Source organism: Sporosarcina sp. FSL K6-1540, assembly GCF_038620285.1.
GTDB classification, from domain to species: domain Bacteria; phylum Bacillota; class Bacilli; order Bacillales_A; family Planococcaceae; genus Sporosarcina; species Sporosarcina psychrophila.
Genome location: NZ_CP152018.1, coordinates 174,887 through 188,709, shown reverse-complemented (window position 1 = coordinate 188,709; position 13,823 = coordinate 174,887). Strand labels below are relative to the sequence as shown.

The following is a 13,823-nucleotide window of genomic DNA, read 5'->3' as shown; positions in this document are numbered from 1 at the left end:
TATGGATAAATTAAATTTACATCGAATTCCATCGCAATCACTTATACACCAAGGACAACCAGTCAAACCGACGCAAAGCCCGAAACAATCATTTCTTGAACATTTAAATATAGCAATACAGCCTGTTGAACTTAAAATAAGCAAACACGCATCGGAACGTTTAGCAGAACGAAACATCCATATATCGGATGCTGAATGGGCGCATGTCACTGAAAAGGTGAACGAGGCAAAGTTAAAGGGTATCAAAGAATCGCTCGTTTTGATGGACCAAGCAGCACTCATCGTTAGTGCAAAGAATTCAACTGTTATTACAGCAATGGATCGCCTAGAAGCAAAAGATCAATTATTTACAAATATCGACGGCACAATTGTGCTTAGTTAAACTCGGCAGGACCTTTATGGATGCCAACAGCCGCTGACTGATAGATGCGGTTACATTTCTAAAATCGAAAGGGGAAAATATTTATGTTACGCTCAATGTATTCAGGTATCTCAGGTCTACGAAACTTCCAAACAAAACTAGACGTTATTGGTAACAATATCGCAAACGTTAATACGTACGGATTTAAAAAAGGACGGACGATTTTTAAAGATTTGATTTCACAAACAGTTGCGGGGGCTTCAGGCCCTGGAGCTAGTCGTGGTGGGGTCAACCCGAAACAAGTAGGACTGGGCTCGCAAATTGCTGCGATTGACACACTTCATACGGGTGGATCTACACAATTTACAGGGAATACATTGGATCTTGCCATTGCAGGAGATGGATTTTTTCAAGTAATTAACGGAAGTGAAATGATGTATACAAGAGCGGGAAATTTTTACATGGATAGTTCAGGCGACCTAGTTGATGGTGAAGGAAGATATCTGCAAGGAATGCAAGGTAAACCAAGAGGTGCTGCTGATTACGAAAACACTGGGACAGGAGAAATGGGTCTCCCTATTAATGCTGCTAATGTATCCAATGGGAAAATCCAGATTCCTAAAACAGCATCATCTATGTCGGTTGGTCAAGATGGGACAGTTTATTTTGTCGATACAACGGCTGCGGGTAAAATAGCGATAGCAGCGGCTGAGGCTGCTTTTAAAACACCTCAAGCAACCTTTAATACAGCTGAGATGACATATAAAGGAGTTCTAAATAAAACTCCAGCCTCAACTGAAGACGAAATAACTGCTGCTAAAGGCGTTTTTGATCTAGCAACAACGGCTTATGAAAACGAAAAAGCTAAGTACGACGGAGTAATTACAGCAAACAATGCTGTACTTCAAGTCGCGGGTAAACTCCAAATCGCTAAGTTCTCAAACCCAGGTGGACTCGATAAGGTAGGAGGTAACTATTTCCGAGTGTCAGCAAACTCCGGAGATTCAACAGTTGGTTTTGGTTTGGATCAAGGTTTTGGTAAATTAGAATCCGGTTTCCTAGAAATGTCCAATGTCGACTTAGCTGAAGAATTCACAGAAATGATCGTCGCACAACGTGGTTTCCAAGCAAACACGCGGATTATCACAACATCCGATGAAATCCTACAAGAACTTGTTAACTTGAAACGATAACTAATCACAAATCACAACACAGGTAATCTAACATAGCTTCACTAGAAAAGGAGGGTCGGGCCGGCTCTGTGCCCGGCCCCTTACATATGATACGAGTTACGCGTCTAAATAAAACCGAATTTACATTGAACGCGCTGTACATAGAGAAAGTCGAGTCATTTCCTGACACGACGATTACTCTTACGACAGGAACGAAATATGTTGTCCTTGATACGGCTGACGAGGTGAATAGCCGTATTATCAAGTTTTATAAGGCGGTCCAGTTATTATCAAATCCGCATATTTGGAGTGAAGAAGATGAAGAATAAAGTGTTGTCGGTATCTCTTATTATACTAGTTTGTATCACACTTATCGGCGCAGTTATACTCATTCTCGTTATGCAGCTGAATAAAGGTGATGAAGTAAAAGAGCCAACAATTGATGAGATTATCGAATCATCAGTTGATATAGAAGAAATTACGACAAACCTTGGCAATCAACAATTTGTACGACTCACTTTGAAAATCCAGACAGATAATAAGTTGGCTGGAGAAGAACTTGCAAAAAGGGACTTCCAAGTGAAAAATATTGTTATCCAAGAACTTTCCGAGATGACGTCGAAAGACCTTGAAGGGAAAGCGGGAAAAAAGGCATTTGAGGATGCCTTGAAAGCACATCTCAACCCACTAATGCAAAATGGGGAAGTTCAAAAAGTCTATATCGTATCTTACATTATTCAATAACTAGTCAAGTTGAACAAATGAATAGCCATATTACTATATAAACTGGGCGAGAGGCATCCCCTAGCGCAGCTACGGATTCAATTGAATTCTTTATCTCAAACTATATAGTTAAGTAGTTACACTAGAGTCTGATAGCGGGAGGTGACCATATAATGGCCGGGGATATATTATCCCAAAGTGAGATCGACGCATTATTATCTGCGATTTCAACAGGGGAAATGTCTGCAGAAGACATGAAAAAAGAAGATGAGACACGGAAAGTAAAAGTGTATGATTTTAAACGTGCCCTTCGATTTTCTAAAGATCAGATTCGCAGTTTAACGAGAATTCATGAGAACTTTGCAAGACTATTAACAACGTATTTTTCAGCACAACTACGAACGTATGTCCAAATTAGTGTTGCATCGGTTGATCAGATTCCGTTCGAGGAATTTATACGGTCAATTCCGAATATGACCTTAATTAATATTTTTGAAGTTCCACCGTTAGACGGTAATATCCTGATGGAAGTAAATCCGAATATTGCTTATACGATGCTCGATCGAATGATGGGTGGGGTTGGAGAAAGTCCGGGAAAAGTCGATAATCTGACTGAGATTGAATTGAAGATTATGACAAACTTATTTGAACGTTCATTTGACAATTTACGCGAGGCGTGGTCAGGAATTATTGATATCGACCCATTCCTAACAGAGATTGAAGTCAATCCTCAATTCCTTCAAATGATATCGCCGAATGAAACGGTCGTCGTTATCTCTTTCAATATTATCATCGGAGAATCTAGTGGAATGATCAATATCTGTATTCCACACGTCGTTCTTGAACCAATCGTTCCGAACTTATCGGTACGTTATTGGATGCAGACCAACAAGAAAGAGCCTACGACAGAGCAAAGTATGGTTATTGAAAAACGTTTAAAACAAGCTCCTTTGTCTGTTATCGCGGAACTTGGCAATGCAGAGATGACAATTGAGGATTTCCTCTACCTTCAAGCGGGGGATGTCGTAAAGCTAGACCGTAAAATTGACGATCCACTCGTTATAAACATTGGTGGTATTCCTAAATTCACGGCACAGCCGGGGCAATTGAAAAATAAGATGGCTGTTCAGATAATAGATATAAAGATCGGAGGGGATGAAGATGATGAGTGATAATATCCTTTCGCAGGAAGAAATTGAAGCATTACTTCGTGGGGAGCCTTTGTCGACCGATGAGCCTAAGGACTCCACCACTCAGGGAATAATTACTGCAGATTATTTAGACGATATGGAAAAAGATGCGCTTGGTGAAATTGGTAATATCTCTTTCGGTAGTTCTGCAACAGCATTATCTGCATTGCTCGGACAGAAAGTTGAAATAACGACGCCGACTATATCAGTTGTGGATAAAGAAGCTTTAGAAGTAGAATTCATTCATCCATATGTGGCCATTAAGGTAGACTATACAGTGGGTCTTAGCGGTATGAACTTACTTGTTATAAAACAAAGCGATGCAGCGATCATTGCGGATCTTATGTTAGGCGGCAATGGTTTAAATCCAAATACAGACCTTGGTGAAATCCATTTGAGTGCGGTCCAAGAGGCGATGAATCAAATGATGGGTTCTGCGGCGACTTCGATGTCGACTTTGTTCAATAAAAAAGTCGACATTTCACCGCCAACAATTGACTTGATGGACGTTCTTGAAGACCAAGGACGGGATCTTATTCCCGAAGATGATTTAATGATTAAAGTATCGTTTGCACTTAAAGTAGGCGACCTGATTGATTCAAACATTATGCAATTAGTTCCACTAGGATTTGGGAAGAAATTAGTTGCCTCTCTCATGGGTGGTGATGCAGAAGAGGAAACTGCGGCAGTTGCCGAGATGACTCGACCAACAGAACAGCAATCCACTCCTATCCAACAGCCAGCACATCAACAACAAGTGCAGCAGCAGTCGTACGAACAAAATGGTTATGACCATGGTAAGCAGCAACCGGTTTATGACACACAATACGGACAGCCAGCACCGCAACAGCAGATGCAAATGCGTCCGCAACAACCGCAGGTACAAGTACAGCAGGCACAGTTTGCCAACTTTGAAAGTCCATCTTTAAATAAGTCAGAGTCCAATAACTTGAACATGCTCCTTGATATACCTTTACAAGTAACAGTCGAACTTGGCAGAACAAAGCGTTCGGTTAAGGAGATTTTGGAAATGTCGAGCGGTTCCATTATTGAATTGGACAAACTTGCGGGAGAACCGGTTGATATATTAGTAAACAACCGCCATATCGCAAAAGGGGAAGTTGTCGTTATCGACGAAAACTTCGGGGTACGAATCACAGATATTCTAAGCCAAGCTGAACGTTTAAATAATTTAAGATAATTTAACGGGGGTAATGATAATGAGTAGACGTATATTAATAGTAGACGATGCAGCTTTCATGCGAATGATGATAAAAGATATTTTGACAAAAAACAATTTCGAAGTGGTTGGTGAAGCAGCAGACGGTGTACAAGCTATTGAAAAGTATTTCGATTTAAAACCTGATCTAGTCACAATGGACATTACTATGCCTGAAATGGATGGTATTGCAGCTTTAAAAGCAATAAAAGAAAAAGACCCCGCGGCAAAAATCATCATGTGTTCAGCAATGGGGCAGCAGGCAATGGTAATCGATGCGATTCAAGCTGGTGCAAAAGACTTTATCGTCAAACCATTCCAGGCAGATCGTGTTGTTGAAGCAATCGAAAAAGCATTAGGATAATCGAAGGATGAAATTAACGATTGTACAAAAATTCTTGTCAGCTTTTATTCTACTTATCTTCCTAGTAACTCAATTGCCATACGTCTCCGTTCACGCAGACACCAACACTGATCCGAATAAACCGGTGTCCGAACTATTTAACAAAGAACCGGAAAAGGGTACCAGTACTGACACCGATGAGGACGCTATAACACCGCCCGCTGAAGATCTCACTACGGACAAGGCGGGTGTCGGTTCCTCAGCGGGGGACTACATAAAAACGTTATTCGCTTTAGTGTTCGTCCTTGGATTATTATTTGGTCTATTGAAATTCGTTAATCGGAAAAATAAGCTCTACGATAAAAATCGACTTATGAAAAACATGGGTGGTATTTCGCTCGGACAGCATAAATCGATTCAACTGGTCGTCATAGGCGAATCCTATTACCTTATCGGGGTCGGAGACGATATCCGATTGTTAAAAGAAATTACGGATCCCGATGAAATTGACAAACTAGTTGAATTCTACGCGGGTGATAATAGTACGGAGATAGTATCCGGGATGCTTAATCGGATTCTTGCTAAAGTAGCGGGTAAATCGAAAAGTGACTCGAATGTGAAAACGGAAGAATCACCCGATTTCAGTACTGTTTTTCAATCAAGGATTGAGGAGATGAAAGAAGAGAGAAAACGGCATATCAGCCGGTTGACAGAAAAGGAGCGCAACCGCGATGAATGATATTGCTCAGTTTTTTTCAGACAGTGATCCGTCAAATGTATCGACATCTATCAAAATGATGCTACTTTTGACTGTATTGTCCTTAGCGCCAGCTATTCTAATTTTAATGACTTCTTTTGCAAGAATTGTCATCGTTCTGTCATTCGTCAGAACGGCACTTGCAACGCAACAAATGCCTCCAAACCAAGTAATTGTTGGACTAGCACTGTTCCTGACGTTTTTCATCATGGCTCCAACGTTTCAGCAAGTGAATGATCAGGCTCTTACTCCGCTATTTGCGGACGAGATTTCGCTTGAAGAAGCTTATGAAAAGGGAAGTATCCCACTTAAAGAATTTATGAGTAAGCATACTCGGCAGAAGGATTTGGAGTTATTCCTTCGCTACAATAAAGCGGATCGACCTGAATCACTTGAAGACATTTCACTGACAATGTTAGTTCCTGCGTTTGCTTTGAGTGAAATTAAAACTGCATTCCAAATGGGTTTTATGATCTTCATACCATTTTTAGTTATCGATATGATTGTAGCGAGTATCCTTATGTCGATGGGGATGATGATGTTACCACCAGTCATGATCTCGTTACCGTTTAAAATATTGCTATTCGTCCTTGTTGACGGATGGTATCTCATTATCAAATCATTGTTGCAAAGTTTTTAGGAGGGGTTTTGAATGACACAGGAATTAGTCATAGAGATAGCTGAGCGTGCAATCTGGATCATTCTTTTAACTTCAGGCCCACTCCTTATTCTTGCACTAGTGTCGGGACTTGCCGTCAGTATATTTCAGGCAACAACACAGATTCAAGAACAGACACTAGCGTTCGTGCCAAAGATTGTTGCTGTTCTAGTAGGGATTGTCATTTTCGGTCCATGGATGCTAGCAAGGGTTACAACGTTTTCAGCGGATATCTTTGAGAATCTTGGACGGTATATCGGGTGATTAAATGGAAGAACTAGTCCCTTCATTAGCTGCATACTTACTTATCCTGACTCGAGTTACTGCATTTTTTGTTACACTGCCACTATTTTCTTATCGTGCAATACCGTCTACTCAGCGTATCATATTTGGTGCTTTGCTTGCGTGGGCGATGGTCTATACAGTGGACATGCCTGTACTGGAGATTAATGGTGCGTATCTATTGTTAGTCGTGAAAGAGGCAATGACAGGATTATTCATTGGAATCATCGCGTTCATCGTTATGTCTGCCATTCAAATCGCTGGCGGTTTTATCGATTTTCAAATGGGATTTGCAATTGCGAACGTTATTGATCCGCAAACTGGAGCGCAATCTCCACTTCTTGGTCAATTTTTTAACTCGTTGGCCATTCTATTATTACTGGCGTTAAACGGCCATCATATGCTCTTGGATGGTATTTTTTATAGCTACCAATTCATCCCGGCAGATCAACTTTGGCCGGCCTTTGGTCAAGAGGGAATGGTTGATTTTGTCATTCGGACTTTTGCAACCTCGTTTGCAATCGCCTTTCAAATGTCGATTCCAATCGTCGCAACATTATTCCTCGTCGATTTAGCACTTGGAATCACTGCAAGAGCAGTGCCACAATTAAATATTTTCGTTGTAGGTTTCCCAATCAAGATTGGGGTTAGTTTCATCGTTCTGTTCATTATGATGGGTGTAATGGTTCAAATGATGAAGAAATTATTTGAAGTAATGATTATTAGTATGAGGGACTTGATGTTAATTCTTGGAGGTGGCTAGTATGATGTTGCGGCTAGATCTGCAATTCTTCGCAGGGGAAAAGACCGAAAAAGCCACTCCTAAAAAACGTCAAGATTCTCGAAAAAAAGGCCAGGTTTTAAAAAGCCAGGATGTTACAAGTGCAATCCTGCTACTTGCCGTGTTCCTTTTCCTGTTTTTTGCCGCAGGATTTATGAGGGACCGCTTTTTCGTGTTTTTCCATCAGGCATTCACTGAATATATACCTATATCTAATCTAGATGAGGATCAGGCAATGCTCATTTATGGAGATGTCTTAATCCAAATGGCATTTCTTCTATTACCCGTCATGCTCATTGCGGTAGTTGCAGGGGTGGCAGGGAATCTATTTCAGTTCGGTTTGCTTCTTACAGCTGAACCATTGAAAATGGATTTGAAGAAAATAGATCCAATTAAAGGACTTAAGCGAATTTTTTCAATCCGTGCCATTATTGAATTAATGAAGTCGGTACTAAAAATTTCATTTATCGGAACAACTACAACACTTATCCTCATGTCGAATATCGATAAAGTACTAGGACTGGCATTTAAAAGCCCCTGGGACATATTAACGACGGTCGGGCAACTTGCCGCATTGATGGGAATAACGGCAGCATTTGTTTTGTTATTCATATCAATTCTTGACTTTATGTATCAAAAATATGACTATGAAAAAAATCTCCGAATGTCCAAACAGGATATTAAGGATGAATATAAAAACTCTGAAGGCGATCCCCTTATAAAATCTAAGATCAAGCAGCGCCAACGCGAAATGTCGATGCGACGTATGATGCAGGAAGTGCCCAATGCAGATGTCGTCATCACTAATCCGACCCATTATGCAATTGCACTGAAGTATAAGGATGGGGATATGGATGCGCCCATTGTTGTTGCAAAAGGTGTTGACTTCGTCGCTCAAAAGATTAAATTGATTGCCACTGAAAACAACATTGTCATGGTAGAAAACAGGCCACTTGCCAGAGCGCTCTATGACGATGTTGAAATTGGAGGAAGGATTCCTGAAGAGTTCTTCAAAGCAATAGCTGAAATACTCGCGTATGTATACAGAATTCAACGTAAAATTTGATTTGGGCAATAAGGAAGGATGTAGTTCAATTCCTCCCCTCTGTTGACAAAAGCCTCGGACGTACAGGACGCAAATACACTGAGGCGTATTTGATTAAATAATAGAAAGTAGGGATGACATGCAATTCAGAGATATAGGAGTACTCGCCTCGGTAATCATGATCGTTGCGATGCTTGTCATCCCGCTTCCACCATGGCTTTTAAGTTTCTTGATAATTATAAATATTACACTTGGACTTTTAGTTCTTTTAACTGCCATGAACATGCAGGAAGCGTTACAGTTTTCAATTTTTCCTACCTTATTACTTTTGCTTACACTTTTCCGTTTGGGCCTTAACGTTTCAACGACGCGGGCAATCTTGTCAAACGGAGATGCGGGTGGAGTTGTTGAAACGTTCGGTACCTTTGTTACGGGAGGGAATATCGTTGTCGGTCTCGTTATCTTCGTAATTCTTGTCATTATTCAGTTTATCGTCATTACAAAAGGTGCGGAAAGGGTTTCTGAAGTAGCAGCCCGTTTCACGCTCGATGCAATGCCAGGAAAACAGATGAGTATCGATGCTGACTTGAATGCCGGTATGATTTCTGAAACAGAAGCACGTACAAGACGTGAAAAAGTCAGTAATGAAGCCGACTTTTACGGAGCAATGGATGGGGCAACAAAGTTCGTTAAAGGAGACGCAATTGCCGGTATTATTATCGTTATTATCAACTTACTTGTTGGGATGATAATAGGGGTAGCTCAAATGGGTCTGCCATTCGCAGAAGCTGCGATCCTCTTCTCACAATTGACGGTCGGTGACGGTATCGTTTCACAAATACCAGCCCTCCTTATCTCAACTGCAACAGGTATTGTTGTTACACGTGCCGCGTCTAAAGGGAATTTGGGGTCTGATATTACAAATCAGCTTCTTGGACAGCCCAAACTTCTTTATGTCGCAGCTGTAACAGTGTTGTTACTTGGTCTTGCTACTCCTATTAATGACATATTTACACTTCCGATTGCAATTACACTTGCCGTCGCGGCCTATATAATGTCTAAGAAGGAAGTAGAAGATCCTAAGGAACTGTTGGAGATGGAAGAAGATGTTGAAACGGAAGGTCTTAAAAGTCCAGAAAATGTCGTCAATCTACTTAATGTAGATCCAATCGAATTCGAGTTTGGCTATGGGCTCATCCCGCTAGTTGACGCGACGCAGGGGGGGGATTTACTCGACCGTGTCGTCATGATTCGTAGGCAGCTTGCAATTGAGCTGGGTCTTGTTATTCCGGTTGTTCGTATTAGGGATAATATCCAGTTACAACCAAATGAGTATAGAATTAAGATTAAGGGAAGTGAATTAGCAAGAGGGGAATTACTTCTCGATCACTACCTAGCGATGAGCCCGGGTGGAGATGATTCGATTGAAGGGATTGAAACAATCGAGCCATCATTCGGACTTCCTGCCAAATGGATAACGGAAGATGTTAAAGAAGATGCAGAGATTCTCGGTTATACGGTTGTTGACCCGCCGAGTGTTGTTTCAACGCATTTGACAGAAGTCATTCGTGCGAATGCTGCGGATTTGATTGGCCGTCAAGAAACAAAACAACTTGTCGATCATGTGCGTGAAACATTCCCGATTCTTGTCGACGAGCTCACACCTACGCCGTTATCGATTGGTGAAATTCAAAAAGTACTTGCGAAGTTGTTGAACGAACATGTTTCGGTACGGAACTTGCCAATCATCTTTGAAACACTTGCGGATTATTCGAAATATACATCAGATGTTGACGTCTTAACAGAGTATGCTAGACAGGCTCTTGCAAGGCAAATTACAAATCAGTATGCATCGGCTGGGCAATCGCTTAAAGTGTTAACCGTCTCTGGCAAAGTTGAAAAAATGATTGCAGATAGTATCCAGCAAACGGAACAAGGTAATTATTTATCACTCGACCCACAACATTCCCAGGAAATCCTCGAGTCGATTGCTGGTGAAGTAGAACGTGTCGCATTGATGGATCAATCGCCGGTCGTTCTCTGTACGCCAGCAATCCGCATGTATTTGAGGCAAATAACGGAACGATACTTCCCTCAAATTCCAGTATTATCTTACAATGAACTTGAAGCTTCAATTGAAGTCCAAAGTGTTGGGGTGGTGGATATCTGATGAAAATGAAAAAATATACAGCGGAAACAATGGTAGAAGCCATGAAAAAAGTTCGAATGGACTTTGGGGATGATGCACTCATCCTTAGTTCAAATGTCGTTAAATCTAAAGGGTTTCTAGGACTGTTTAAAAAGAAATCTGTGGAAGTTGTTGCGGGTTTTGATGAACCGGTTTCGAAAATAGAAGAAATTGTTCTTCCACCTACTTCATTGCACGTTGAAAGAGGTGACGATACGTCCGCAGCATTAAAAAAAGAAATGAGCGAAATGAAAAAGATGTTGAAGGATATGCAGCAAGCCGCTACTCATTCCCGTTTTCCGGATGAAGTGAAACCGTTACTTACTCATCTAGAAAAACAGGGATTGTCCACAAATATTATCACTGAGTTGGGTGAGGATCTTTACGATAGGATGAAAGCGGAGAAAAAAGATTTCACAAATGAAGAACAACTACTCATCGTAAAACAACTTCTTGAACGGCAAATCGGTGAATTGCCGTTCGGGGGCATTTCTTTCAATAAAAAGTTCATTAATGTTCTTGGGCCAACAGGGGTTGGAAAGACCACAACTATTGCCAAAATTGCTGCAAGGGCACTTCTTGAAAAGAAGAAGAAGATCGGTTTTATCACCACTGACACGTACCGAATTGCAGCAATTGAACAGCTACGTACATATGCGAACTTGTTACAAGTTCCTGTAGAGATTGCATATAACAGCAAGGATTTCGAACAAGCAATCGAAAAATTGGCTGACCGTGACCTGATATTTATTGATACGGCAGGTCGAAATTACAAAGAGGCTAAATTCGTAGAAGATTTGACACGATTAATCGATTTTTCGCTTGATATGGAATCGTATCTTGTTCTTTCAATGACGTCTAAAGAGGAAGACATGCGAGCAATTATTGAACAGTTCAAGTCATTTTCGGTTGAAAAGTTCATCTTCACGAAAATGGATGAAACCGGTTCAATTGGTCCGATGTTTAATCTTATGAAGGACTATGGTATTGGAACCGCGTATTACACGGATGGTCAGGAAGTGCCGGAAGATATTACCGAGGCAGATAGTACGAAACTGATTTCATTGTTAGTAAAGGGTGCTCATGATGCGTGATCAGGCGGAAACACTTAGGCTCAAGATGCTGAAGTCCCAAGGTAAACTGTCAAAATCGATTGCCATTGTCAGTGGTAAAGGGGGTGTTGGGAAATCGAATTTCTCAACAAATTTCGCCCATGCGCTTTTAGCTAAAGGTAAAAAAGTAATTATCATTGATATGGACATTGGAATGGGCAACATCCACATTCTTCTTGGTATGGCACCGCGGAATAGTTTGACAGACTATTTACTTAATAAGGTAGAAATTGATGAAGTGGTAAATGAAGCGCCGGGAGGTTTGTCGTTCATTTCTGGGGGTTCTGGGCTGGATATGGTGATGGAATGGTCAGCAGCTATGTTCGATAGGCTAATCCAAGCGTTTGAATATTTACAACAAAAATATGATTTTATCTTGTTTGATATGGGAGCGGGGGCAACGCAACGTTCAATCGAATTGATTGTCGCTGTCGATGAAATTATTGTCATTTCGACAACTGAACCAACATCCATCACGGATGCCTATTCCATGATGAAATTTATTTGTTTGCAAGATCCCGATAAGGTATTCAGCATCGTCAGTAACCGTGTTTCAAAGGGGGATGATGGCAATGATGCTGTAACGAGACTTCAATATGCTATGCGTAAGTTCTTAGGAAAAGAGACTAAGATTCTTGGCTTCCTACCTGAAGATCCTGTAGTTCATAAGGCTGTACTTGCACAGGAGCCATTTTTACTGCTATATCCCAAAGCTCCTATATCCCAAAGAATGATGGCAATTGCAGAGTCGTTTGTTAGTCCCAGTTCTGAAGAGGGGTTCAAACAAGGAGAAGGATTCCTCGGTAAAATGAGAAGTATATTTGCGAAAGGGCGTGGATGATTTGAATACAGGCAATCGTAAGAAAGTGTTGGTTGTGGATGATTCGGCATTTATGCGTAAGCTTATATCTGACTTCCTGTCGGGTCATCCGGAAATTGAAGTAATAGGAACTGCACGCAATGGTAAAGAGGCAGTCGAAAAAGTAGAAACTTTGAAGCCGGACGTTGTGACCATGGATATTGAAATGCCAATTATGGATGGTCTCGAAGCGTTAAAAGAAATTATGTCGCGCAATCCATTGCCGATTGTCATGTTGTCGAGCACAACAAAAATTGGGGCGGAGAACACCATGCTCGCTATGGAATACGGTGCAGTTGACTTCGTTGCGAAACCGGGTGGGGCAATATCCTTGAATCTTCACGAAGTGAAGGAAGAAATTCTAGGAAAAGTCATTGCCGCTTCAGAGGTACGGCTGGCTACGCTGACAAGAAAAATTACGGGGCGACGTTTGACACAGGTGATTAGTTCAAACCCAGTTACTAAACCGGTTGGAAAAGTTGCTGAAATACCTACCTTTATCCCTAGTCGGAGTCAGTTAACGAATGTGTCCAAAAATAAGATTCCCAAAACAGGCAAAACATTTGTTATAATAGGCACATCGACAGGGGGACCTAGGGCACTGCAAGAAGTGCTGACGGGTATACCCGCATTAATCGGTGTTCCAATTCTAGTAGTTCAACATATGCCTCCAGGTTTTACAAAATCCCTTGCAGATAGACTGGACGGTCTTTGTGATATTCATGTAAAAGAAGCAGAAGATGGCGAGTTGCTTGAAAATGGTACAGCCTATATTGCACCGGGTGGCAAACATCTTAAAATGATGAAAAAAGGCATGTTCTATTATGTTCGGCTAGATGCAGTTGATCCTCCACGTGCGGGACATCGCCCATCCGTTGATGTTCTGTTGGAGTCAGCTGCCGAGAATACAGAGTTGAACTTTTTGACCGTTATCATGACAGGCATGGGGTATGACGGGAAAAACGGTATGGAAGTGTTACGAAAAAATGGTAAAACAATTACTATTGCAGAATCGGCAAAGACATCAGTCGTATATGGCATGCCAAAAGCAATAAAAGAAGCTGGTTTTGCCGATGAGGTCGTTGACTTACACGATATTTCAGAATCGATTATTGGCATTATAAAGTCTTGAA

16 protein-coding genes are annotated in these 13,823 nt (G+C 41.2%); all 16 read left to right on the top strand.

Annotated features, from left to right (window positions below; genetic code table 11):
• Position 1: 1 nt before the first annotated feature.
• The 16 genes from MKY15_RS00885 (at position 2) to MKY15_RS00810 (ending at position 13,822) form a co-directional block, all read left to right on the top strand.
• On the top strand, positions 2 to 382 hold the full coding sequence (locus tag MKY15_RS00885) for a TIGR02530 family flagellar biosynthesis protein (RefSeq protein ID WP_187045398.1): 381 nt from the start codon (positions 2 to 4) through the stop codon (positions 380 to 382).
• Between the two features lie 83 nt (positions 383 to 465).
• A complete protein-coding gene (locus tag MKY15_RS00880) occupies positions 466 to 1,554 on the top strand; it encodes a flagellar hook-basal body complex protein (protein WP_342538739.1) in 1,089 nt (362 codons plus the stop codon).
• A gap of 86 nt (positions 1,555 to 1,640) precedes the next feature.
• The gene (locus MKY15_RS00875) at positions 1,641 to 1,862 is read left to right on the top strand and encodes a flagellar FlbD family protein (RefSeq protein ID WP_067211230.1); all 222 of its coding nucleotides are present in this window, start codon (positions 1,641 to 1,643) and stop codon (positions 1,860 to 1,862) included.
• Positions 1,852 to 2,277, top strand: a complete 426-nt coding sequence (fliL, locus tag MKY15_RS00870) for a flagellar basal body-associated protein FliL (RefSeq protein ID WP_338655872.1) — start codon at positions 1,852 to 1,854, stop codon at positions 2,275 to 2,277. Before MKY15_RS00875 ends, fliL begins: the two co-directional genes overlap by 11 nt.
• 152 nt (positions 2,278 to 2,429) lie before the next feature.
• Positions 2,430 to 3,428, top strand: coding sequence for a flagellar motor switch protein FliM (gene fliM, locus MKY15_RS00865; RefSeq protein WP_342538738.1), 999 nt, complete (start codon positions 2,430 to 2,432; stop codon positions 3,426 to 3,428).
• Positions 3,421 to 4,647 (top strand): flagellar motor switch phosphatase FliY, encoded by a 1,227-nt coding sequence (gene fliY / locus MKY15_RS00860; protein ID WP_067214012.1) that lies wholly within the window; start codon positions 3,421 to 3,423, stop codon positions 4,645 to 4,647. The genes fliM and fliY overlap by 8 nt, the downstream gene beginning before the upstream one ends.
• 19 nt (positions 4,648 to 4,666) lie before the next feature.
• Positions 4,667 to 5,029, top strand: a complete 363-nt coding sequence (locus tag MKY15_RS00855; RefSeq protein ID WP_067211221.1) for a response regulator — start codon at positions 4,667 to 4,669, stop codon at positions 5,027 to 5,029.
• A 7-nt stretch (positions 5,030 to 5,036) separates the two neighbouring features.
• Complete coding sequence (locus MKY15_RS00850; protein ID WP_342538737.1) at positions 5,037 to 5,747, top strand: flagellar biosynthetic protein FliO; 711 nt, start codon at positions 5,037 to 5,039, stop codon at positions 5,745 to 5,747.
• Positions 5,740 to 6,405 (top strand): flagellar type III secretion system pore protein FliP, encoded by a 666-nt coding sequence (gene fliP / locus MKY15_RS00845; protein ID WP_067211217.1) that lies wholly within the window; start codon positions 5,740 to 5,742, stop codon positions 6,403 to 6,405. Before MKY15_RS00850 ends, fliP begins: the two co-directional genes overlap by 8 nt.
• 12 nt (positions 6,406 to 6,417) lie before the next feature.
• Positions 6,418 to 6,687, top strand: a complete 270-nt coding sequence (gene fliQ, locus MKY15_RS00840; protein ID WP_338655881.1) for a flagellar biosynthesis protein FliQ — start codon at positions 6,418 to 6,420, stop codon at positions 6,685 to 6,687.
• Positions 6,688 to 6,691: 4 nt separating this feature from the next.
• Positions 6,692 to 7,468 carry a flagellar biosynthetic protein FliR gene (fliR, locus tag MKY15_RS00835; RefSeq protein WP_067211213.1) on the top strand — a complete coding sequence of 259 codons (777 nt, stop codon included), beginning with the start codon at positions 6,692 to 6,694 and terminating at the stop codon, positions 7,466 to 7,468.
• A 1-nt stretch (position 7,469) separates the two neighbouring features.
• Positions 7,470 to 8,552 (top strand): flagellar biosynthesis protein FlhB, encoded by a 1,083-nt coding sequence (flhB, locus tag MKY15_RS00830; RefSeq protein ID WP_067211211.1) that lies wholly within the window; start codon positions 7,470 to 7,472, stop codon positions 8,550 to 8,552.
• Between the two features lie 118 nt (positions 8,553 to 8,670).
• Entirely contained in the window at positions 8,671 to 10,701 is a 2,031-nt protein-coding gene (flhA, locus tag MKY15_RS00825; RefSeq protein WP_338655884.1) for a flagellar biosynthesis protein FlhA, read from the top strand.
• Positions 10,701 to 11,813: a flagellar biosynthesis protein FlhF gene (gene flhF / locus MKY15_RS00820; protein WP_338655886.1), complete on the top strand. Its 1,113-nt coding sequence runs from the start codon at positions 10,701 to 10,703 to the stop codon at positions 11,811 to 11,813. The genes flhA and flhF overlap by 1 nt, the downstream gene beginning before the upstream one ends.
• Positions 11,806 to 12,672, top strand: a complete 867-nt coding sequence (locus MKY15_RS00815; protein ID WP_067211203.1) for a MinD/ParA family protein — start codon at positions 11,806 to 11,808, stop codon at positions 12,670 to 12,672. The genes flhF and MKY15_RS00815 overlap by 8 nt, the downstream gene beginning before the upstream one ends.
• Before the next feature lies 1 nt (position 12,673).
• Positions 12,674 to 13,822 carry a chemotaxis response regulator protein-glutamate methylesterase gene (locus MKY15_RS00810; protein ID WP_338656805.1) on the top strand — a complete coding sequence of 383 codons (1,149 nt, stop codon included), beginning with the start codon at positions 12,674 to 12,676 and terminating at the stop codon, positions 13,820 to 13,822.
• Position 13,823: the final 1 nt, after the last annotated feature.

What these genes read in the sequence shown, in the direction of transcription:
- MKY15_RS00815 (WP_067211203.1), top strand. Translation starts at nt 11,806, where the DNA reads ATGCGTGATCAGGCGGAAACACTTAGGCTCAAGATGCTGAAGTCCCAA.
- flhB (WP_067211211.1), top strand. Translation starts at nt 7,470, where the DNA reads ATGATGTTGCGGCTAGATCTGCAATTCTTCGCAGGGGAAAAGACCGAA.
- fliR (WP_067211213.1), top strand. Translation starts at nt 6,692, where the DNA reads ATGGAAGAACTAGTCCCTTCATTAGCTGCATACTTACTTATCCTGACT.
- MKY15_RS00885 (WP_187045398.1), top strand. Translation starts at nt 2, where the DNA reads ATGGATAAATTAAATTTACATCGAATTCCATCGCAATCACTTATACAC.
- flhF (WP_338655886.1), top strand. Translation starts at nt 10,701, where the DNA reads ATGAAAATGAAAAAATATACAGCGGAAACAATGGTAGAAGCCATGAAA.
- fliQ (WP_338655881.1), top strand. Translation starts at nt 6,418, where the DNA reads ATGACACAGGAATTAGTCATAGAGATAGCTGAGCGTGCAATCTGGATC.
- MKY15_RS00855 (WP_067211221.1), top strand. Translation starts at nt 4,667, where the DNA reads ATGAGTAGACGTATATTAATAGTAGACGATGCAGCTTTCATGCGAATG.
- fliP (WP_067211217.1), top strand. Translation starts at nt 5,740, where the DNA reads ATGAATGATATTGCTCAGTTTTTTTCAGACAGTGATCCGTCAAATGTA.
- MKY15_RS00880 (WP_342538739.1), top strand. Translation starts at nt 466, where the DNA reads ATGTTACGCTCAATGTATTCAGGTATCTCAGGTCTACGAAACTTCCAA.
- MKY15_RS00850 (WP_342538737.1), top strand. Translation starts at nt 5,037, where the DNA reads ATGAAATTAACGATTGTACAAAAATTCTTGTCAGCTTTTATTCTACTT.
- fliL (WP_338655872.1), top strand. Translation starts at nt 1,852, where the DNA reads ATGAAGAATAAAGTGTTGTCGGTATCTCTTATTATACTAGTTTGTATC.
- MKY15_RS00875 (WP_067211230.1), top strand. Translation starts at nt 1,641, where the DNA reads ATGATACGAGTTACGCGTCTAAATAAAACCGAATTTACATTGAACGCG.
- fliM (WP_342538738.1), top strand. Translation starts at nt 2,430, where the DNA reads ATGGCCGGGGATATATTATCCCAAAGTGAGATCGACGCATTATTATCT.
- fliY (WP_067214012.1), top strand. Translation starts at nt 3,421, where the DNA reads ATGAGTGATAATATCCTTTCGCAGGAAGAAATTGAAGCATTACTTCGT.
- flhA (WP_338655884.1), top strand. Translation starts at nt 8,671, where the DNA reads ATGCAATTCAGAGATATAGGAGTACTCGCCTCGGTAATCATGATCGTT.